At 67.8% G+C, this 20,058-nt stretch carries 18 protein-coding genes and 1 pseudogene; 6 read left to right on the top strand and 13 right to left on the bottom strand.

What is annotated here, in order from left to right; genetic code table 11:
- The 11 genes and pseudogenes from Y706_RS29695 to Y706_RS0103570 form a co-directional block, all read right to left on the bottom strand.
- Positions 1 to 265 (bottom strand): annotated as a pseudogene (locus tag Y706_RS29695) (hypothetical protein); the annotation flags it as partial.
- An 11-nt stretch (positions 266 to 276) separates the two neighbouring features.
- Complete coding sequence (gene allB, locus Y706_RS0103525; RefSeq protein ID WP_028275481.1) at positions 277 to 1,620, bottom strand: allantoinase AllB; 1,344 nt, start codon at positions 1,618 to 1,620, stop codon at positions 277 to 279.
- Positions 1,613 to 2,827: a glycerate kinase gene (locus tag Y706_RS0103530; RefSeq protein WP_028275482.1), complete on the bottom strand. Its 1,215-nt coding sequence runs from the start codon at positions 2,825 to 2,827 to the stop codon at positions 1,613 to 1,615. Before Y706_RS0103530 ends, allB begins: the two co-directional genes overlap by 8 nt.
- A 1-nt stretch (position 2,828) precedes the next feature.
- Positions 2,829 to 4,619 carry a glyoxylate carboligase gene (gene gcl / locus Y706_RS0103535; protein WP_028275483.1) on the bottom strand — a complete coding sequence of 597 codons (1,791 nt, stop codon included), beginning with the start codon at positions 4,617 to 4,619 and terminating at the stop codon, positions 2,829 to 2,831.
- Positions 4,620 to 4,779: 160 nt separating this feature from the next.
- Positions 4,780 to 5,658, bottom strand: a complete 879-nt coding sequence (locus Y706_RS0103540) for a 2-hydroxy-3-oxopropionate reductase (protein WP_028275484.1) — start codon at positions 5,656 to 5,658, stop codon at positions 4,780 to 4,782.
- 95 nt (positions 5,659 to 5,753) lie between these two features.
- Positions 5,754 to 6,554: a hydroxypyruvate isomerase family protein gene (locus Y706_RS0103545; protein ID WP_028275485.1), complete on the bottom strand. Its 801-nt coding sequence runs from the start codon at positions 6,552 to 6,554 to the stop codon at positions 5,754 to 5,756.
- 270 nt (positions 6,555 to 6,824) lie between these two features.
- A complete protein-coding gene (locus Y706_RS28625) occupies positions 6,825 to 6,986 on the bottom strand; it encodes a glycine zipper domain-containing protein (protein WP_162159054.1) in 162 nt (53 codons plus the stop codon).
- 166 nt (positions 6,987 to 7,152) lie between these two features.
- Entirely contained in the window at positions 7,153 to 7,965 is an 813-nt protein-coding gene (locus tag Y706_RS0103555) for a bifunctional allantoicase/(S)-ureidoglycine aminohydrolase (protein ID WP_028275486.1), read from the bottom strand.
- Positions 7,962 to 9,248: a DUF6986 family protein gene (locus tag Y706_RS0103560; RefSeq protein WP_028275487.1), complete on the bottom strand. Its 1,287-nt coding sequence runs from the start codon at positions 9,246 to 9,248 to the stop codon at positions 7,962 to 7,964. The genes Y706_RS0103555 and Y706_RS0103560 overlap by 4 nt, the downstream gene beginning before the upstream one ends.
- A gap of 66 nt (positions 9,249 to 9,314) precedes the next feature.
- Entirely contained in the window at positions 9,315 to 10,913 is a 1,599-nt protein-coding gene (gene aceB, locus Y706_RS0103565) for a malate synthase A (protein ID WP_028275488.1), read from the bottom strand.
- Positions 10,914 to 10,948: 35 nt separating this feature from the next.
- The gene (locus Y706_RS0103570) at positions 10,949 to 12,361 is read right to left on the bottom strand and encodes an NAD-dependent malic enzyme (protein WP_028275489.1); all 1,413 of its coding nucleotides are present in this window, start codon (positions 12,359 to 12,361) and stop codon (positions 10,949 to 10,951) included.
- A 206-nt stretch (positions 12,362 to 12,567) separates the two neighbouring features.
- On the opposite strand from Y706_RS0103570, the gene Y706_RS0103575 reads away from it, so the two are divergent.
- On the top strand, positions 12,568 to 13,323 hold the full coding sequence (locus Y706_RS0103575; RefSeq protein WP_028275490.1) for an IclR family transcriptional regulator: 756 nt from the start codon (positions 12,568 to 12,570) through the stop codon (positions 13,321 to 13,323).
- A gap of 98 nt (positions 13,324 to 13,421) precedes the next feature.
- Here Y706_RS0103575 and Y706_RS0103580 read toward each other — a convergent pair whose 3' ends face one another.
- Together Y706_RS0103580 and pucL are read right to left on the bottom strand one after the other, a co-directional pair.
- Entirely contained in the window at positions 13,422 to 14,930 is a 1,509-nt protein-coding gene (locus Y706_RS0103580) for a nucleobase:cation symporter-2 family protein (RefSeq protein ID WP_028275491.1), read from the bottom strand.
- A gap of 108 nt (positions 14,931 to 15,038) precedes the next feature.
- Entirely contained in the window at positions 15,039 to 15,947 is a 909-nt protein-coding gene (pucL, locus tag Y706_RS0103585; protein ID WP_028275492.1) for a factor-independent urate hydroxylase, read from the bottom strand.
- Between the two features lie 382 nt (positions 15,948 to 16,329).
- Here pucL and Y706_RS0103590 point away from each other — a divergent pair, with 382 nt between their 5' ends.
- The 5 genes from Y706_RS0103590 to Y706_RS23465 all read left to right on the top strand — a co-directional run.
- The gene (locus Y706_RS0103590) at positions 16,330 to 16,512 is read left to right on the top strand and encodes a hypothetical protein (RefSeq protein WP_028275493.1); all 183 of its coding nucleotides are present in this window, start codon (positions 16,330 to 16,332) and stop codon (positions 16,510 to 16,512) included.
- Positions 16,513 to 16,804: 292 nt separating this feature from the next.
- A complete protein-coding gene (locus Y706_RS0103595) occupies positions 16,805 to 17,299 on the top strand; it encodes a nucleoside deaminase (RefSeq protein ID WP_028275494.1) in 495 nt (164 codons plus the stop codon).
- 17 nt (positions 17,300 to 17,316) lie between these two features.
- Positions 17,317 to 18,567: an XdhC family protein gene (locus tag Y706_RS23460; protein ID WP_084475897.1), complete on the top strand. Its 1,251-nt coding sequence runs from the start codon at positions 17,317 to 17,319 to the stop codon at positions 18,565 to 18,567.
- Positions 18,558 to 19,520 carry an FAD binding domain-containing protein gene (locus tag Y706_RS0103605; protein WP_028275495.1) on the top strand — a complete coding sequence of 321 codons (963 nt, stop codon included), beginning with the start codon at positions 18,558 to 18,560 and terminating at the stop codon, positions 19,518 to 19,520. Before Y706_RS23460 ends, Y706_RS0103605 begins: the two co-directional genes overlap by 10 nt.
- Positions 19,521 to 19,522: 2 nt before the next feature.
- On the top strand, positions 19,523 to 20,058 hold a 536-nt coding region (locus tag Y706_RS23465; protein WP_043434514.1), incomplete at its 3' end, for a (2Fe-2S)-binding protein.

Consider the following 20,058-nt stretch of genomic DNA (forward strand, 5'->3'; position numbering starts at 1 on the left):
CCGGGGTGCCGTCGTCTCCGGGGGACCGGACGACGGCGGATGTTGCGGCTCCGGCGGCGGGCCTAAAGTGGACTTCCGCCTCCGGGGCCCATCTGAGGGCGCGGCCGAGCACGAGTTCGGCCGCGCGGGTCAGGCACACCGGGTCAACGTCGGAGTCGTCCGGCACCGTGACCCAGACCGCCAGTCCCTTCGCGGTGAGGCCGGCCTGCCGTGCCTGCCCGTTATTCCGGGCCCGTCCGTGAATGGCGGGCGGGGTGCCGGCCACGGCCGCCTGGCTCACACGCCGCCGCGGCGGATCAGCTTGCCGGTCGGGGTCCGGCCGTCGATCAGGGTGCCGCGGAGGTAGGTCTGCCGGACGACGCCGGAAAGCGCCTTGCCGTCATACGGGGTGATGGGGTTCTTGTGCTTGAGCTTGGAGACATCCACAACGAAAGCCTCGTCCGGGGCAAATACGGCGAGGTCGGCGTCGTATCCCGGCGCCAGTTGGCCTTTATTGCCCAGGCCGGCGAGTTGGGCCGGCTTTGCCGCCATCCACGAGAGAACCTGCTCGAGCGGGATGCCGCGGTGCCGGGCCTCGGTCCAGATCAGCGACAGGCCCAACTGCAGCGAGGAGACGCCGCCCCAGGCCACGGCGAAGTCACCGTTTTCCAAGTCCTTCAGGTCCAGGGTGGACGGGGAGTGGTCCGAGACGATGCAGTCGATGGTGCCGTCCTGCAGGCCGGCCCACAGCAGTTCGCGGTTGGAGGCTTCGCGGATCGGCGGGCAGCACTTGTAGGCTGTGGCGCCGTTCGGGATTTCCTCGGCCGTCAGCGTCAGGTAGTGCGGGCACGTTTCCACGGTGAGGCGAACGCCGTCGCGCTTGGCGGTGGCGATCATGGGGAGCGCGTCGGAGGAGGAAAGGTGCAGGATGTGGGCGCGGGCTCCGGTCCAGCGGGCCCGTTCGATGACCTCGGCGACGGCCTTGTTCTCGGCCCCGCGCGGGCGGGATGCCAGGAACGTCGAGTAGTGGTCGCCGCCGGGGTGGGGCGCGTGGTCGATCGCGTGGGAGTCCTCCGCGTGGACGATCATGAGCGAGTCGAAGGACCTGAGCTCGGCCATGTCCTGTTCCATTTCGTCCGCTTCCAAGTGCGGGAACTCGTCCACACCGGAGTGCAGCAGGAAGCATTTGAAGCCGAAAACGCCCTCGTCGTGCAGCGGCCGCAGTTCGTTCTGGTTGCCCGGGACGGCTCCGCCCCAGAAGCCGACGTCCACGAACACCTGGTCCCCGGCCACCTCCCGCTTGAGTTTCAGGGCCTCCACGGTAGTGGTGGGCGGGATGCTGTTCAACGGCATGTCAATGATGGTGGTGACGCCGCCGGCCGCTGCCGCCCGGGTGGCGGACGCGAATCCCTCCCACTCGGTCCGGCCGGGCTCATTGACGTGCACGTGGGTGTCCACGAGGCCCGGCAGGAGGGTCTCGTCGTCGGCGAGTTCAATGACTTCACGGCCGGAGAGGCCGTTGCCCAACGGCTCGATCGCGACAATCACGCCGCCGCGGATGCCGACTTCCCGGGCGGCGATGCCGGCGGTGGTCAGCACCCGCTGCCCGCGGAAGACGACGTCGTAGGTTTCTTCAGACACTGAGGGTCTCCTTTCCGGGAGCACTGTCCAGGGCGCGGGCGCCCTGCGCGGAGTGCGCCACGTTGGCCAATTGCTCGCCGAGTTGCCGTCCGAGGCGCTCCAGCAGCGCCGCGGCGTCGGTTATACATGTGTCTACATTGCTTTCCAGCTCCGTCAAAGCGTGGACTGCGAGGAACCCGGAACTGCTGATCTGCTCCGGAGTCAGGACGGACCGGCCGCACACCGCGACCACCGGAACCTTGGCGCGGCGCGCCGCCCGGGCAACGCCCACCGGAGTCTTGCCCAGCAGGGTCTGTTCGTCGAGGCTGCCTTCGCCGGTGATCACCAGATCCGCGCCGGCCAGCCGCTCGGCCAGCCCGGTGAATTCGAGGACGACGTCGATGCCGGGCCGGCGGGTCGCGGCCAGCACCGCGATGGCTGCGTAGCCCACACCGCCGGCAGCCCCGGCACCCGGAGCGTCCGCAGCCTTCCGCGCGCGGGGCCCGATTTCAGCGCAGAGCACGTCCACAAAGCGGGCCAGGGCGGCGTCGAGGGCTGCTACGTCCTCGGGGGTGGCGCCCTTCTGCGGTCCGAAGATCGCAGCGGCGCCTTGGGTACCAAGCAACGGGTTGTCGACGTCGCTGGCGAGTACGAAGCGTGCGCCGTCCAGGCGGGAATCGAAGCCGGAGAAGTCGATCCAGTCCAGCCGGGCCAGGGCCGCACCGCCGGGCGGAAGTTCGTTGCCGTCGGCGTCGAGGAGCTTGGCACCGAGTCCCTGCAGGACCCCGGCGCCGCCGTCGGTGTTGGCGCTGCCGCCGACGCCCAGGATGATCTGCCGGCACCCGGCGTCGAGAGCGGCCCGGATCAGTTCGCCGGTTCCCTTGCTGCTGGCGCCATTGGCGGAGTCGGAATCAGGGCGGCCGCCCCCGCCGCCGGGCAGGACGGCGAGGCCGGACGCGGCGGCCATCTCAATGACCGCCTCGCGTCCGCGGACCGCGAACTCCGCCCGGATCGGCGCTCCGGTGGGGCCGCTGACGACGGCGCTGCGGCGGGTGAAGCCGGAGCCGACGGCGGCATCGAGGGTGCCCTCGCCGCCGTCGGCCACGGGAATCCGCAGTACCTCCAGATTGCCCCCGCAGGCCCGCTGCAGCCCTGCTTCGAGGTGCCGGGCGACGTCCGGGGCCGAGAGCGATCCCTTGAACTTGTCCGGCGCTATGACGACGCGCATCTCAGGCCTGCAGGGCCAGAATGGCGGTGGGGGCGTCCTCGGCGGTCTCGGCCAGGGCCTCGAACTCGTTGACGGCGTTGATTTCGGTGCCCATGGAGATGTTGGTGATCTTCTCCAGGATGACTTCCACCACCACCGGAACCCTGAACTCGCCCAGGAGCGCCTTGGCCTTGTCGAACGCGGCAGGCAGGTCCTCCGGGTTTTCCACCCGGATCGCCTTGCAGCCCATGCCCTCGGCCACCTTAATGTGGTCCACGCCGTAGCCGCTTGCGGTTGCAGAGAGATCCGTGGAGTTGATGTTCTCGAACGCCAGGGACACGTTCTGTTCCATGTTGAAGCCACGCTGGGACTGGCGGATCAGGCCGAGGTAGGAGTTGTTGACCACAACGTGGATGTACGGCAGGTTGAATTGCGCGCCCACGGCCAGTTCCTCGATCATGAACTGGAAGTCGTAGTCACCGGAGAGGGCAACCACGGTCTGGTCCGGCTTGCCCCGGACCACGCCCAGCGCGGCGGGGGCGGTCCAGCCCAGCGGGCCTGCCTGTCCGGCGTTGATCCATTTGCGCGGGCCGAACACGTGCAGCATCTGGGCGCCGGCGATCTGCGACAGTCCGATGGTGGACACGTACGTGGTGTCCTTGCCGAATGCTTTGTTCATTTCCTCGTACACGCGCTGAGGCTTGATCGGCACGTTGTCGAAGTGGGTCTTGCGGTGCAGTGTGGCTTTGCGCCCGGAACATTCGTCAACCCAGGCGGTGTAGTCCGGCAGGGACCCGGCGTCCCGGCGTTCCCGGGCCAGCTCCAGCAGCCCATCCAGGGCGGCGCCGGCGTCGGAGGCGATGCCGAAGTCCGGGGAGAACACGCGGCCGATCTGGGTCGGCTCGATGTCGATGTGCACGAACTTGCGGCCGGCGGTGTAGGTGTCCAGGCCGCCGGTGTGGCGGTTGGCCCAGCGGTTGCCGATGCCGATCACGAAGTCGCTGCGCAGGAAGTTCTCGTTGCCGTACCGGTGGCTGGTCTGCAGGCCCACCATGCCGGCCATGAGTTCGTGGTCATCCGGGATCGCGCCCCAGCCCATCAGGGTGGGGATCACGGGGACGCCCAGCAGCTCGGCCAGTTCCACGAGCTGCGCCGAGGCTCCGGCATTGATGATGCCGCCGCCGGCCACGATAAGCGGGCGCTCGCCTGCGGTGAGCATGTCCAGTGCCTTTTCCAGCTGCTTCCGGCTGGCCCTGGGCTGCTCAACGGGCAGGGGCTCATAGGTGTCGATATCGAATTCGATCTCGGCCATCTGCACGTCGATCGGCAGGTCCAGCAGGACCGGGCCCGGGCGGCCGGAGCGCATCAGCTGGAAAGCTTTCTGGAAGGCTCCGGGAACCTGGCCGGGTTCAAGGATGGTCATGGCCAACTTGGTGACCGGCTTGGCGATGGACTCGATGTCCACGGCCTGGAAGTCCTCCTTGTGCAGCTTGGCCACGGGTGCCTGGCCGGTGATGCAGAGCATCGGGATGGAATCGGCCCACGCCGCGTACAGGCCGGTGATCATGTCCGTGCCCGCGGGGCCCGAGGTGCCGATGCAGATGCCGATGTTGCCGTCCTTGGCCCGGCTGTAGCCGTCGGCCATGTGGCTGGCGCCTTCAACGTGGCGGGCCAGGGTGTGGCGGATGCCGCCGTGGGCCCTCATGGCCGAATAGAACGGGTTGATCGCCGCGCCTGGGAGGCCGAACGCCTCGGTGGCGCCCTCCTTTTCCAGGATGGCGACGGCTGCGTCTACAGTGCGCATCTTCGTCATGGTGTGCTCCTTGAAAGTCTGTTTTTGGGTGTGGTGAAGGGAGGCCCGGCGAACCGTCGCGGGCACCTCTTGTTGGGGGGAGGGCGGGCCGCCGTCGTAAATCTCGACGCCGGCCGGTGCGTTCGTGTCGAAGTGCCCCTTGACGGGGCGGCAGCGCCGCTTAGTTGCGGCCGCTGAGCTTCAGGACCTGCTTGAAGAGGCCCGAGTGGTCCAGTCCGCCGTCGCCCTGGTTGACGGTGGTGGCGACGAGCTGCGCGACGATGGCGCCGAGGGGGACGGCGACATTGGCCTCGCGGGCCGCGGAGGTGACGATGCCGAGGTCCTTGTGGTGCAGGGCCAGGCGGAAGCCGGGGTCGAAGTTGCGGTCCAGCATCTTCTGGCCCTTCTGCTCCAGGACCTTGGAGCCGGCCAGGCCGCCGCCGAGGACCTTGAGGGCGGCGTCCGTGTCCACGCCGTAGGCCTCGAGGAAGGCGATCGCCTCGCCAAGGACTTCGATGTTGACGGCCACGATCAGCTGGTTGGCTGCCTTGACGGTCTGGCCGGAGCCGGAGGGCCCCACGTGGACGATGGTCTTGCCGACGGCGGCCAGGACATCCCGTGCCGCCTCGAAGTCGGCGGCGTCACCGCCCACCATGATGGACAGCGCGGCGTCGATGGCGCCTTGTTCGCCGCCGGAGACCGGGGCGTCGAGGGGCCGGATCCCGGCGGCCCGGGCGTCGTCGGCGAGGCGTTTGGCGACGTCGGGGCGGATGCTGCTGGCATCAACCCACAGGGCGCCCGGCTTGGCGTTGGCGAACACGCCGTCGGGGCCGCTGACCACGCCTTCGACGTCGGGGGAGTCCGGCACCATGGTGATGACCACGTCGGCGTCCCTGACGGCCTCCGCGATGCTCGTGGCACCCTTGCCGCCTTCGGAGACGATCTTGTCGGTCTTGTCCTGGCTGCGGTTGAAGCCCGTGACCGTGTGGCCGGCCTTGACGAGGTTGACGGCCATGGGCAGGCCCATGATACCCAGGCCGATGACTGCGATGTTGCTCATTGTGGTTCTCTTTCTGAAGTCTTTGTGTGCGTTTTAGCGCGGGTGTGCTTATGTGCCGGGGGAGGCGGGTGCGTGCTGTTTGGTTGGCGGGGCGGTTATGGGGACACGCGCTGGCGGATGGCCCAGCTGAACGCGGTCTGCGCCGGTTCCTTGTATTCGAGGCCGATGTAGCCCTCGTAGCCGAGTGCGCGGCTGCGGGCGATCCATTCGCCGAGGGGAAGCTGCCCGGTTCCGGGAGCCCCGCGGCCGGGGTTGTCGGCGATCTGGATGTGGCCGAAGTCCTTGGCGTGCTTTTCGATGACGGCGGCGACGTCGTCACCGTTCACGGCCAGGTGGTAGAAGTCCGCGAGGAGCTTGACGTTCCCGGCGCCGGATTCCTGCTTGACCCGGGCGATCACATCGAGGGCGTCCTGTGCCTTGAGCAGCGGGTACCGGGGGGCGCCGCTGACGGGTTCCAGAAGGACCGTGCCGCCGATGCGGGCCACGCCGGCAGCCGCCGCCGCCAGGTTTTCGGCGCCGATGGCGTCCTGCTGCTCAGCGGATTCGCCGTCAATACGGTTGCCGTAGAGGGCGTTGAAGGCCTTGCAGCCGAGGCGCTCACCGATGCCGGCGACGACGTCGATGTTGTCCTGGAATTCGGTGGAACGCGCCGGCCAGGAGACCAGGCCGCGGTCACCGCCCGGCATGTCGCCCGCGTTGAAGTTCAGGCCTGTGAGCTGCACGCCGGCGTCAGTAATGGCGTTCTCAAACCGGGCAACCTCGACGTCGGTGGGGACGGATGTCTCGAAGGGCCACCAGAATTCGACGGCGTCAAAACCGGCGGCCTTCGCGGCGGCCGGGCGTTCCCAGAGGGGGAGCTCCGTCAGGAGGATGGAGCAGTTCACGGTGTACGTCATTGTGGGTTCCTTCCGGTGTGGGCGGGAGCTGGATCCCGGGCACCTTTGCCTTGCAGATCCTTTTTGCTTGTTTTCCGCTTTGTGGAATTAAGATTCTGCTTTATGAAAAGTGTAGGGAAGGTTGGGCCGGGGAGTCAAGGGGTGAGCGAATGCGGGGTGAGGCGCCCGGGACCCCGATATTCTTGGCCCGGCACCTCAGGGCGCGGGAGCCTACGGGAGTTCAGGCTCCGGCAGTTCAGGGCGCGCGGGCAGCAGATGCCGCGAAATTCCCTACCGCTTCGTAGGATCCTTGCGGATACCCAGGCCCACGAGTGCGCCGACCCCGAGGCCGATCAGCAGGCCCGTGAATGGCTTGTCGACGGTGGTGACCCCGATGGCGAAGCCGAGGGCCGCGCCAAGGAGCATTCCGATCCACAGGGATTCGTACTTCACAGCCTCAGGCTAGCAAGCATCGCCCGGGCCGCAAGGGCTCCGGGCTGGGTGACCAGATTTGGTGCGGAGGCGCAACCGGCGGAACCACGGAGGAGTCCGCCCCGTCAGACGGGGCGGACTCCGCTACGTGGATCGGTATTGGTGGATCGGTATTGCTGGATCGGTCTTAGGTCAGGCGGATCTGGCGGTTGACGTCCTTGTACAGCAGGTACCGGAAGTTGCCCGGACCGCCGGCGTAGCACGCCTGGGGGCAGAAGGCACGCAGCCACATGAAGTCGCCGGCCTCCACCTCCACCCAGTCGTCATTGAGCCGGTAGACGGCTTTGCCTTCCAGCACGAAGAGGCCGTGCTCCATGACGTGGGTTTCCGCGAAGGGGATGGAGGCGCCGGGCTTGAGGGTGACGATGTTGACATGCATGTCGTGGGCGAGGTCCTCCGGGTCCACGAAACGCGTGGTGGCCCAGGCCCCGTCGGTGTCCGGCATCGCCCGCGGTGCGACGTCCTGGTCGCGGGTTACAAAGGATTTCGCCGTGTAGCCGTCCAGCGGCTCGTAGGCCTTCCGGATCCACTGGAAACTGGCGATCTCCCCGGACTCGTTCGCCACGGACCATTGGGCCCCCGCGGCGAGGTAGGCGTAGCCGCCCTCGCCCAGCCTGTGGATTTCCCCTTCGAGGGTCAGTGCCAGGGCGCCCTTGGTCAGGAAGATGACGCCTTCGACGCCGGCCTCCGGCTCGGGCTTCTCCGAGCCTCCGCCCGGTCCCACCTCGACGATCAGCTGCGAGAACGTCGTGGCAAAACCGGCGATGGGCCGGGCCAGGATCCAGGAGCGGGTGTTGGTCCAGCCGGGCAGTTTGCTCGTGACGATGTCCCGGAGCACGCCCTTCGGAATGACGGTGTAGGCCTCCTTGACCACGGCCCGGTCGGAGAGGATCTGGGTCTGCGGCGGAAGCCCGCCTTCGGGGTAGAAATAGTTGCTCATGGGTGCGTTCCTTTTGCTGAGGGAGTGGAGGTGTTGGCCAGCCGGGGGTGGGCCAGCGCGGTGAGTTCAGGGAGCCCGACGCCGGCCAGCGCCAGGACTTCTTCGGTGCCGACGGCGCCGCACTGGACGCCGCGCAGCACGAAGGCTGCCAGAGCCCGTGCGGTGGCGGGTTCGTCCAGAACGCCGCCGGCGGTTTGGTCCACGTAATTGCGGAGCCGGGCAGCGGCGGCCGGGAGCCCTTGCCGGTAGAAGGCGTAGGTCGCGGCGAACCGGCTGGGCAGCTGGGCGGGGTGGAGGTCCCAGCCCTGGTAGTAGCCGCGTTCCAGCGAGCGGCGGACCAGCCGGCCGTGGAGCTGCCAGGCCTGCTCCACGTTCCCGCCCACCGGGATGATGTTGGTGGAGCCGTCGGAGAGCCGGATTCCGGTGCCGGCCGCGGCTAGCTGCATGACTTCCTTGGCAAAGTCCGCCACGGGATGTTCCATGGACTGGTATTCGGCGGAGATCTGCAGCGATGCTGAGTAGTCGTAGGTGCCGTAGTGCAGCCCGCTGATCCGGCCGGGCACCGCGTGCGGCAGGCGCGCCACCGGCGAGGTTCCGTCCGGGCCCAGGATGAGCTGCGGCGTTTCCACCTGCACCTCAAAGCGGAGCCGGCCCGCGGGGAGCGAGTGGACTTCCTCGAGCCGGGACACGGCGAAGGCCATGGCCTCCACCTGCGCCACCGTGGTGACCTTGGGCAGGGTGAGGACGAGCCCGTCCGGCAGTTCGCCGGCCGTGGCCAGCTGCGAGACGAAGAGATCCAGGGTCCGCAGACCCCGGGCGCGGGTTGCAGCCTCGAAGCACTTGAAGCGGATCCCGATGAACGGCGGCGCGGTACCGGCGGCGACGGCGGCGGCCACGGCGGATGCCGCCGCGACAGCTGCGGCGTCCTCGGCGTCGTCGCCCCGGTCCCCGAACCCGTCCTCAAAGTCCAGGCGGAGGTCCTCGATCGGCTCGCGTGAGAGCTTGGCAAGGACCCGCGGTGCGACGGCGGCGGCCAGTTCGGTTTCCTGGCCCTGCAGCGCGCACAGGCTTTCGACGCCGCCGCGGGCGTCCACCGCGGCGAGGGCCTGGGCGCCCCAGTCCGCGGCGAACTCCGGGCTGAAGCGGTCGGCCGGAACGTAGACGGTGTGCACCGGCTGGCGGGAGCCGTCGTCGCCCGGGTAGCTGCGCTCCAGCAGCCGGTCGGTGTCGGCGAGCTGCGCATCGATCCGGGCGAGGTCGGCCCCGGAGAGGGCCGGCGTCACCGGACCCTGGCTCTGCAGATGGCTGCGTGGTTGCGGCCTGGCACTGGCGGAGGTGGCTGCCATGCCTCAGCCCACCAGCTCGTACGCCGGCGTGGTGAGGAAGTCCGTGTAGTCCTCGGACAGGCAGATGTCGCCGATGAGCTTGCTGGCGGGCAGGTAGTGCTTCACGAAAGCTTCCTCGCCCACCTCGCCCCGGAGCTTCTCGGTTTCCTCGGCCAGGATCCCGGATACCAGCTCGCGGGTGACGGTCCGGCCAGTGTCGGCGAGCACAGAGTTGTTGCGGATCTGCTGCCAGACCTGGGACCGGGAGATTTCCGCCGTCGCCGCGTCCTCCATCAGGTTGTGGATGGCGACCGCGCCGTTGCCCGAAATCCACACCGCTGTGTAGGCGACGGCAACATAGAGGTTCAGGCGCATGCCTGCCTCGGTGACCGTGCCACGGGCGGAGGCGACGTCCAGGAGCTGGTCCGCGGTGACCGAGACTTCCGGGCGCTGCCTGTCCAGCTGGTTCGGCCGCTCGCCCAGGACGGCGTCGAAGACGTCCCGGCAGACCGGCACCAGGTCCGGGTGGGCCACCCAGGAACCGTCAAAGCCGTCGTTCGCCTCACGGGTCTTGTCCGCGCGCACTTTCTCGAACGCCTGGGCTGTCACCTCGGGTTCGCGGCGGTTGGGAATGACAGCCGCCATGCCGCCCATGGCGAAGGCGCCGCGGTGGTGGCAGGTCTTGACCAGCAGTTCGGTGTAGGCGCGCATAAACGGCGCGGTCATGGCCACGGTGGCGCGGTCCGGCAGCACAAAGCGCGAGCCGGCGTCACGGAAGTACTTGATGATGCTGAACAGGTAGTCCCAGCGGCCGGCGTTCAGGCCGGAGGCGTGGTCGCGGAGTTCGTAGAGGATCTCGTCCATTTCGAATGCTGCGGGGATGGTCTCGATCAGGACGGTCGCGCGGATGGTGCCTTGCGGAATGCCGAGGTAGTCCTGGGCGAAGACGAAGACCTCGTTCCACAGCCGGGCCTCGAGGTGGCTCTCCATCTTGGGCAGGTAATAGTACGGGCCCTGGCCGTTCTTCAGCAGTTGCCTGGCGGTGTGGAAGAAGTGCAGGCCGAAGTCCACCAGGGCGCCCACGGTGTGTTCGCCGTCGATCAGCAGGTGGCGCTCTGCCATGTGCCAGCCGCGCGGGCGGGCGACAACGACGGCCAGCGGGGCATCGGTCCGGAGCGTATATTCCTTGCCCTCGGGGGAGGTGTAGGCCAGGGTTCCCGCCGCGGCGTCGCGGAGGTTCAGGATTGATTCGACCACGTTGGACCAGGTGGGAGTGCTGGCGTCCTCGAGGTCCGCGAGCCAGACCTTGGCCCCGGAGTTCAGGGCATTAATGGCCATCTTGGCCGGTGCGGCCGGACCCGTCATTTCCACCCGGCGGTCCTGCAGGGCTGTCGGGGCCGGGGCCACCGTCCAGTCGCCTTCACGGATATCTTGGGTTTCCGGCAGGAAATCGAGCCGGCCGGTGCGGGCCACCTCGTCGCGTTTGACCGCGCGGGCCTTGAGCAAATCCGCGCGGGTGGCGGCGAAACGCTGGTGCAATTGCTCAATGAAGGCCAGCGCCTCGGGTGTGAGGATCTCCTCCGCGCGGTCAACGGGGCGGCGGGCTGAAATGGTGAGGGCCATTGTGGTCCTTCCTGGTCGGTGAAGCAGGCGGCGAATCAGACGTGGGTCAGCGCAGCGGCCGGGACCGTCGCATGGGCAGCCGCGACAACCGCCGCGGCGACGTCGGCGGCAACGTGTGGGTCGAAGACGCTGGGAATGATGTAGCTGGCATTGAGCTCGTCGTCGGCGACCCGGTTGGCGATCGCCGCGGCGGCGGCCACCAGCATCTCGGGGGTGATGTCCGCCGCCCCCGCGTCCAGCAGCCCGCGGAAGAACCCTGGGAAGGCCAGGACGTTGTTGATCTGGTTGGGGAAGTCGCTGCGGCCGGTCGCCACCACAGCGGCGTGCCGTGATGCGACCACCGGGTCGATTTCCGGCGTGGGGTTGGCCATGGCGAACACAATAGCGTCGTTGGCCATGGATGCCACCTGTTCTTCGCCGATCACGTGCGGTGCGCTGACGCCGATGAAGACGTCGGCTCCCTTGAGCGCTTCGTGCAGGGTGCCCGAGAAGCCCCGTTCATTGGTGTTCTCGGCAATCCACGTGCGGTGCTCGTCGTCGTACTGTTCGCCGAAGTGGATCGCTCCCGATCGGCCGGCGGCGATGATGTTGCGGGCCCCCTGTGCCTTGAGCAGCGCGATGATGGCGGAGCCGGCGGCGCCGACGCCCGAAACGACAATCCGGACCTCGGAGAGTTTCTTGTCCACCACACGCAGGGCGTTGGTCAGGGCTGCCAGCGTGACGATTGCGGTTCCGTGCTGGTCGTCGTGGAAGACCGGGATGTCGAGCTCCTCGCGGAGCCGGGTTTCGATCTCGAAGCAGCGCGGAGCGGCGATGTCCTCAAGGTTGACCCCGCCATAGACCGGGGCGAGCGCCTTGACGATCCGGATGATTTCCTCCGTGTCCTGGGTGTCCAGGCAGACCGGCCAGGCGTCGACGTTGGCGAACTGCTTGAAGAGCGCGGCCTTTCCTTCCATGACCGGCAGTGCGGCGGCCGGGCCGATGTTGCCGAGGCCCAGGACGGCGGAGCCGTCGGTGACGACGGCGATGGTGTTGCGTTTGATGGTCAGGTTCCGGGCGGCCTCAGGGTTTTCCGCGATCGCCAGGCAGACGCGGGCGACGCCGGGGGTGTAGGCGCGGGAGAGGTCGTCGCGGTTGCGCAGCGCGACCTTCGGCACAACCTCCAGCTTGCCGCCGAGGTGCATCAGGAAGGTTCGGTCCGAGACGTTCCGGACCGTGACGCCGTCGAGCGCGTTGAGCGCGTCCTTGACGCGTGCGGCGTGCTCGTCGTCCGTGGTGTTGCAGGTGACGTCGACTACCAGGGTCTCATGGTGGGACTCGGTGACGTCCAGGGCCGTGATCGCGGCGCCGGCCGCACCGACGGCGGCGGCCAGTTCGCTGGTGGCGGTGAAGCTCGAGGGCGCCTCCACGCGCAGGGTGATCGAATTTCCGGGGCTGGGATTCGCCATTGAATTTTCCTCCTAGTCGGCCCGCGGACGGGCTCTTACTGCACTAACTTATTTCGTATGATGGATATTATTATCTACTTTGTGGAAATACAAGCCCCCAGGGGTCCGTCGGCGGCGGGGACGGTACTGTATCTTGTGTCCACTAGGCACTTTTTTCACGATGTGGATAAAATTTGTCGTAAGCAACCCCTCAGGAGAGCAAAGTTATGGCGGAAAAAGCCCCCGGAGGCGTGCAGTCCGTTGAACGCGTCTTCGAACTTCTGGAACTGATCACCGATGCCGGCGGCGACGTCACCCTCAGCGAACTCTCGTCCTCCACCGATCTGCCGCTTCCCACCATCCACCGGCTGCTGCGCACCCTCGTCACCCTGGGCTACATCAGGCAGCTGCCGAACCGCCGCTATGCCCTGGGCCCGCGCCTGATCCGTCTGGGCGAGGCGGCGAACAAGCAGCTCGGGGCGCTCGCCCGGCCGCAGCTCCAGTCCCTCGTGGAACGGCTCGGGGAAACCGCCAACATGGCTGTGCTGGACTCTGACATGGTGATGTACGTGGCCCAGGTCCCGTCCCTGCACTCCATGCGGATGATCACCGAAGTGGGCCGCCGCGGTTACATGCACGCCACCGGCATGGGCAAGGCGATCCTGGCCCAGCTGGACGATGAGACGGTGCGTGGCATCGTGACCCGGAAGGGCATGCCCACACCCACACCGAAGAGCATCGGCGACGTCGAATCCCTGCTCGCCGACTTGAAGCTGATCCGCAGCCGCGGCTATTCGATCGATGAGGAAGAGCAGGAGATCGGCGTCCGCTGCTTCGCGATTGCCATCCCCAACGCGCCGACCCCCGCGGCAATTTCCGTCTCCGGGCCCGTTTCCCGGGTGGACGAGACTTTCGCGGACCGGGCTGTGCCGTTGCTGCGTGAGGCAGCCCTGGCGATCTCCCAGGACCTCAACAAGAGCTGACATCCAGCGGCCGTGCCGCAGTCCGCCAGGCCAGGTTGCGGCCCCTTTTCCTTCACGGGGAGGGGCCGCAACGCTCATGCCGGTGGTGTCTTAGGGGGCTAGTGTTCGGATGTCGCGGCGGACTCCACCGGGACTTCCTTGCCGTCGCAGTCGATCAGTTTGCCGTTCTCGTAGCGGTCGCCCTCGGCCAGGCACTGGAGGTCTTCCTCGCGGATGACCCGGCCCGTTCCGGCCACGAAGACCGACTGGTTCTCCGAGTTGCCCTTCTTTAGGTGGTTGAAGAGCAGGTTCAGCGCGATGGCCATGACCGCTGCGGAGCTGATGCCGGAATGGAAAATCGTTGCGAACCAGCTGGGGAACTTGTCGTAGAACGTGGGGGCGGCGATCGGGATCATCCCGAAGCCGATGGAGGCGGCGACGATGATCAGGTTCATGTTGTTCCGGTACTCCACCTTGGCCAGGGTCCGGATGCCGCTCGCGGCCACCGTGCCGAAGAGCACGATCCCCGCGCCGCCCAGGACGGCTGTGGGGACCGCCGCGACCACGCGGCCGAGCACCGGCAGCAGGCCCAGCAGCACCAGGATGACGCCGCCGGCCGCCACCACATAGCGGCTCTTGATCTTGGTGACGGCGACCAGGCCAACGTTCTGGGCGAACGCGCTCTGCGTGAAGGAACCGAAGACCGGCGCCACGAGGCTGGAAACCATATCTGCCCGCAGGCCCGCGGCGATCCGCTTCGAATCGACCCGGGTGCCCACGATTTCGCCGACGGCCAGGATGTCGGCCATGGTCTCGGTCAGGATGACCAGGACCACGATCAGCATGGAGATGATGGCGGCAGCCTCGAAGGTGGGTGCGCCGAGGTGGAACGGTGCGGGGAAGGCGACGATCGGGCCGTCACCAACCTTTGAGAAGTCCGCCATGCCGGTCACGACGGCGACCCCGGTTCCGGCGACCATGGCCAGCAGGATGGACAGGCGGGAAATGGTGGCGCTGCCGACCTTGCTCAGCAGGAGCACGAGGGCCAGGGTGATGGCCGCCAGCCCGATGTTGGCCACGCTCCCATAGTCCGCCGCCTTCTTGTTCCCGCCCATCGCCCAGTTGGCCGCCACGGGCATCAGCGTGAGGCCGATGGTGGTGATGACTGTGCCGGTGACCACCGGCGGGAAGAACCGGACAATCTTGGAGAACACCGGGGCGATCAGCAGCCCGATGGCTGCAGAGGCAATGACGGCGCCGAAGACGGCCGGGAGACCGCCGCCGCCGGTGACGATGGCGACCATGGTCGCCACGCTGGCGAAGGAGACGCCTTGGACCAGGGGGAGCTGGGAGCCGAAGAACGGCACGCCCAGGGTCTGGAGCAGCGTTGCCAGGCCGCCCATGAAGAGGGCCGCGGCGATCAGGACCCCGACGTCGGCCGGGGCCAGGCCGGCGGCCTGGCCGACGATCAGGGGGACGGCGATGATGCCGCCGTACATGGTCAGGACGTGCTGGAAGCCGTAGGCGAAGCTGCTTCCGACGGAGAGCCGTTGGTCCTCGGGGCGGGGAGTGCCGCCGGTGCCGCGGGTGCGTGGCAGCCGGGCGGTCAATTTTTTGCGTGCGTTCATGGCAGACCTTCTTGGTTCATGGCGGACGTCGTTGTCCGGCTAACAATGTCTGGCTAACGGGTGCCGGAGTGCCGGCGCCGGAGGCCCGGGCCGGCCGGCCCGGGAGTCCTAGCAGAAGCCGGCGATCCCGGACCAGGCGATTTCTGCGGGGCTGGCGTCTTCACGCTGGACTGTGGCCTCGATCAGGCCGTAGGGGCGGTCGGCGGCGAAGAAGACCTCGTTGGGGTTGTCGAGGCCAAAGGGCGAGAGGTCGACGAGGAAGTGGTGCTTGTTGGGCATGGAGAACTTGATCTCGTCGATCTCGGTGTGCGCTTCCAGGACCTTGGCGCCCATGTCGAAGAGGGTCTGCTGCAGGGCGTGGGAGTAGTTTTCGCTGAAGCCCTCCAGCAGCAGGCTCTTGACGTCCTCGTAGCTCTTGTTGAAGTCGAACGTGCCGAAATCGGTGCCGGTCCTGAAGCGCCAGCGGGCCGATACGTCCGTGGCGAGGATGCGGTCGGACGTTTCCGGGAGGGTGGTGTAGTTGTCCCGCGGGAAGCCGCTGAACCCGGACTGGGTCGACTTCAACACGGTGAGGTCCTTGAGCCCGGCGATGAGGTGCTCGGTACCGCTGTCGCGGAGAAGGACCGCGGTGCGGACTTCCTGGCCGCTGCGGACGAAGGAGTGGTCGTGCCCGGTCCCGTGGGCCTGGATCCGGTCCCATTTGTAGGATTCGGCTGCCCAGCGACCGCCGGTGACCCAGTCGAAGTTCGAGGTGAAGTGCTTGCCTAGCCGCAGCAGGAAGGCTTCCGGGGAGCCGATGCCGTCCCGGGCGAAGGCATAGATGGTGTTCTTTTGGGTGTCCGTGGCCACCACATGGCTGTTGTCGCCTTCGAGGTGGGCAGCCGCGAAGTCCCCGCGCAACTGCGAGGTGACATTCAGGTCTTCGATTTCATGGCGGTCGGTGTCCCTGGTGATCTTGACGACCCGGACTTCGGCTTTTCCGTACTGGTTGTGGCCGAGGACGATCTTGTTGCTCATGGTCTGATTCCCAACTTCAGGTATGTGGCACCAAAGTCCCACATAGAAATTAAGCGCGTGTTTCCCGCGCGTTTCTCATTCCGTCGGCCCACAAAAAAGAGCCGACATCAGTTGATGCCAGCTCATTACGACCCTGCCTGCTGCTCCCAGGTTACGTGACCTGCGCCACGAATTGGGATTAAGCGTAGCCCGGTCCGGGCGTGGTGTACATCACTTTTCGAAAAAACGGTTTGTGACCGCGGCGGCCAACGCTCTTGACCGCCGGCTCCGCCCGCCCCTACTATTTTCCACATAACAATAAATTATTTCCAAATTGTGGAACTCTTCCGCGTGCTTCGACTCGGTGCGGAGAAGCGCCCACGCAATGCATGAGGAGGAATCCATGAACTCGCAGGAGACGGACAGTGCCGTTGAATTACCGGCGCCCGGGGTGGAGCTGTACCTGCCGTTCGCCGCCACGGACTTCGGCGCCACGGACCCAGACTTCTACATTCCGGCCGACTGCGAGCGGAGGGACCGCGGCTTTTCCCGGTGGCTCCGCGCGCTGCCGCTCTTTGGCCGGTAGGCGTTTCTCTTGGGCGGTTGGGCGGTTGGGCGGTAGGGCGGCGGCAGAGCGTTGGCGTGAAGACCGGGAAATAGAGATTTCACATAACGAAACTGGGCTTCCCTCAAATAGGGCGCGCCGCGCGGACATGCCGGTGCTACTGTCGATCTTGCCAACGGCGGGCAGCCCGGGATCCGGGAAGCTATCTACCAGGCGCAACCTTCAAGGCACATGCTGAAGACTGGTCACCGTCGCATACGGCCCTTGCGTATCGGTCACGGTGTACAGGCTTCCGCAGGTAGGGAGTGGCGGCATGACTACAACCGATACGGCCCAGAAGTTCCTGGCGAGATCCATCGAGTTGGCCACGGCCAACGTCCTGAACGGCGGCGGCCCGTTCGGCGCAGTGGTGGTCACTGCGGACGGGCTAGCGTTCGACGGCGTCAACCGCGTCACCGCCACCAACGATCCCACGGCGCACGCCGAGGTCACGGCCATCCGGCAGGCCTGCAGCGAACTTGGCACTTTCGATCTCAGCGGAGCCACGCTCTACTGCAGCTGCGAGCCGTGCCCCATGTGCCTGGCGTCCGCACTGTGGGCGCGGGTGTCACGCGTGATGTTCGCCGCGGACCGGCACGATGCCGCGGCTGCGGGGTTCGATGACGCCGTCTTCTACGAATACTTCGAAAACGACCAGCGCGCCACGCTCATGCCGGTGGGCAGGCTGCAACTGACAGACCCGCAAGCGCCCGCGGCATTGGATCCCTTCAAGGCCTGGAACTCGCTTGAGTCCCGGACCGACTACTAGCGCCGGGGACTGCGGCCATGTTGGATCTGCTCCCGCACCTAGGCACATGGCGGCCGGCCGCGTCCGGGCAGCTCTGCGCGGTGGCCACCGTCGTGGGCACTGCCGGATCAGTGCCGAGGCCCGTGGGCACCACCATGCTGGTCTCGGAGACCGGCGAGGTGCTGGGCAGCCTGTCCGGTGGATGCGTTGAAGGGGCCGTTGTGGAAGCGGCCCTGGAGGCAATGCGCGACGGCGGGACGCGCCGGGAGTTCTTCGGCTACAGCGCCGAGGACGCGTTTGCCGCCGGGCTGACCTGCGGCGGCGGGCTGGAAATCCACATCGAACCCCTGGGCGCAGGGCCCGGCCGGCTGCGGCTGGACAGCCTGCAGGCCCTGGCCGGGAGGCATCCGGCCGGGGCCGCGCTGATCCGCAGGATGGACGCCGGCGGACGCGGCGCCGTCGTGGTTCCTGACCCGGCGGCCTTCCGGGTACTGCAGTCGGCCGAACTCGCCGCGCTGCTCGGGGCGAGCGGGTCCGCCGGTGCCGGGCGCATGCTGCCGGCCGCGGCAGCCCAGCTGGAACCGCTGCTGAGGGGAGGCCGTACCGGGCTGGTCCGGCTCGCGCCCGCGGGGGAGTGCCAGCCGGAACCCGTCAGCCTGCTGGTGGAGAGCCGGCTGCCCGCGGCGCGCCTGCTGATCTTCGGCGCCAATGACTTCGGTGCGGCGCTCGTCCCGGCCGCGAAACTCCTTGGCTTCCACGTCACGGTGTGCGACGCGCGCCCGGCGTTCGCGCAGCAGGACAGGTTCGGCGCCGCGGACGAGGTGGCCACAGCCTGGCCGCACCGGTACCTGGCGGACCAAGTGCTGGCCGGCCGCACCGACGCCCGGACGGCCATCTGCGTGCTCACACACGATCCGAAATTCGATGTCCCGCTCCTGCAGGCCGCGCTCGGCCTGGACGTGGACTATGTCGGCGCCATGGGGTCCAGACGAAGCCACCGCGGGCGGATCGATGCTCTGCGGCAGGCCGGCGTGGCCGACGGCGACCTGGCCCGGCTGCACTCACCCATCGGCCTGGACCTCGGGGCCGTCACGCCGGAAGAGGTCGCGGTCTCCATCACGGCAGAACTCGTGGTCAACCGGAGCAAGGCCGCCGGGCTGGCCCAGGGCAGCGTGTCCCTGAAGGATGCCAGCGGCCCCATTCACCACTACGCCCGCAATCATCACGACAGCAACCATCACGACAGCAGCGCCGGCATGCCGGAACGTCAGGAGGCCCAGTGGACCTGAACACCATCGAGGCCGTGGTCCGCACCGCGGATCCGGCGCAGTGGCGCGAAGGGGACGCCTGGCTCGCGGGGGGCACCGTGCTTTTCTCCTCCGGGAGCCCCGGCGCCGGACAGGAACCGCTCCGGCGCCTCCTGGACCTCGGCTCCACGGACTGGACACCCATAGCGGTGTCGGCGGCCGGCATCGAGCTGGCGGCAACCTGCACCATCGCGCAACTGTATGCATTCCCGGATGCGGATGCCGGCTCGGACGCCGCCCGGGGGCTGGCCGGGAACTGGCCCGGCGTGGAACTCGTCCGCCCCTGCTGCGAGTCCTTTGTGGCCTCCTTCAAGGTCTGGACCATGTCCACAGTGGGCGGCAACCTGTGCACTTCCCTGCCGGCCGGGCCAATGATCTCGCTTTGCGCGGCGCTCGACGCCACGGCCACCATTCTGGGCCCCGGCGGCGCCCGCCGCACGCTCCCGGTGCTGGACTTCGTTACGGGCGACGGGACGAACTGCCTCGCTCCCGGCGAGCTCCTGCGCAGCGTGAGCCTGCCGGCGGCGGCCCTGTCCTCCCGGGTGGCCTTCCGCCGGTTGTCGCTGAGCAACCTGGGCAGGTCAGCGGTGCTGCTGATTGGAAGGCTCGACGTCGGGGGCGCCCTGGTCCTGACCGTCACCGCAGCCACCAAGCGCCCCGTGCAGCTGCGCCTGGAGTCCTCCGCGGCGGCGCTCGCCGGCGCCCTCACTGATGCTCTCTCCGGGGCCTTGGATGCCGCCATCCCCGATGAGCTGTACCACGACGACGTCCACGGCCTGCCCGCCTGGCGCAAGGACATGACATACCGGCTGGCCCATGAAATCCAGGCCGAACTCACCACCCCGGCAGACCGCGACCCGTTACGCATATCCGGTGACTTCTGGCCGCCGCGGGGCGGGACCCTGAACGGTGGACCCCGGACGGAAGGTGCCTGAGCATGAGAATCGAGATCAACGGCATCCCGGCGCAGGCCGAACCCCGCCCCGGCCAGTGCCTGCGCACGTTCCTTCGCGAACAGGGGAACCTGGGCGTGAAGAAGGGCTGCGACGCCGGCGACTGCGGCGCCTGCACGGTGCACGTGGACGGGGTCCCGGTGCACAGCTGCATTTATCCCGCCGTCCGCGCGGAAGGCCGGGCGGTCACCACGGTGGAAGGATTGGCCGCCGCCAGCGCCGCCGGCGGACCCGGTGACCCCAACAGCACCGCGCTTCATCCGATGCAGCAGCAGTTCCTGGACCGGCAGGGCTTCCAATGCGGCTTTTGCACGGCCGGCATGGTGATGACGGCAGCGACGTTCGATGAGGAGCAGAGGGCGGACCTGCCGCGGAACCTGAAGGGCAACCTGTGCCGGTGCACCGGGTACACGGCCATCGAGGACGCCGTCTGCGGGAGGGGGAGCCGCCCGGACACCTCAGCCCCGGACACCTCTTCTGAGGGGCACGGCCGGCCGGAGCCGCGCCCCGGACAACTGGG

The organism is Arthrobacter sp. I3 (assembly GCF_000520575.1).
Taxonomy (GTDB): Bacteria; Actinomycetota; Actinomycetes; order Actinomycetales; family Micrococcaceae; genus Arthrobacter; species Arthrobacter humicola_A.

Excerpts from the sequence above, each read along its gene's own strand:
- Y706_RS0103570 (WP_028275489.1), bottom strand. The coding sequence starts at position 12,361 with ATGGCGAATCCCAGCCCCGGAAATTCGATCACCCTGCGCGTGGAGGCG.
- Y706_RS23460 (WP_084475897.1), top strand. The coding sequence starts at position 17,317 with ATGTTGGATCTGCTCCCGCACCTAGGCACATGGCGGCCGGCCGCGTCC.
- Y706_RS0103555 (WP_028275486.1), bottom strand. The coding sequence starts at position 7,965 with ATGAGCAACTATTTCTACCCCGAAGGCGGGCTTCCGCCGCAGACCCAG.
- Y706_RS0103580 (WP_028275491.1), bottom strand. The coding sequence starts at position 14,930 with ATGAACGCACGCAAAAAATTGACCGCCCGGCTGCCACGCACCCGCGGC.
- Y706_RS0103540 (WP_028275484.1), bottom strand. The coding sequence starts at position 5,658 with ATGAGCAACATCGCAGTCATCGGCCTGGGTATCATGGGCCTGCCCATG.
- Y706_RS0103545 (WP_028275485.1), bottom strand. The coding sequence starts at position 6,554 with ATGACGTACACCGTGAACTGCTCCATCCTCCTGACGGAGCTCCCCCTC.
- gcl (WP_028275483.1), bottom strand. The coding sequence starts at position 4,619 with ATGACGAAGATGCGCACTGTAGACGCAGCCGTCGCCATCCTGGAAAAG.
- Y706_RS0103530 (WP_028275482.1), bottom strand. The coding sequence starts at position 2,827 with ATGCGCGTCGTCATAGCGCCGGACAAGTTCAAGGGATCGCTCTCGGCC.
- aceB (WP_028275488.1), bottom strand. The coding sequence starts at position 10,913 with ATGGCCCTCACCATTTCAGCCCGCCGCCCCGTTGACCGCGCGGAGGAG.
- pucL (WP_028275492.1), bottom strand. The coding sequence starts at position 15,947 with ATGAGCAACAAGATCGTCCTCGGCCACAACCAGTACGGAAAAGCCGAA.
- Y706_RS0103575 (WP_028275490.1), top strand. The coding sequence starts at position 12,568 with ATGGCGGAAAAAGCCCCCGGAGGCGTGCAGTCCGTTGAACGCGTCTTC.
- Y706_RS0103590 (WP_028275493.1), top strand. The coding sequence starts at position 16,330 with ATGAACTCGCAGGAGACGGACAGTGCCGTTGAATTACCGGCGCCCGGG.
- Y706_RS0103595 (WP_028275494.1), top strand. The coding sequence starts at position 16,805 with ATGACTACAACCGATACGGCCCAGAAGTTCCTGGCGAGATCCATCGAG.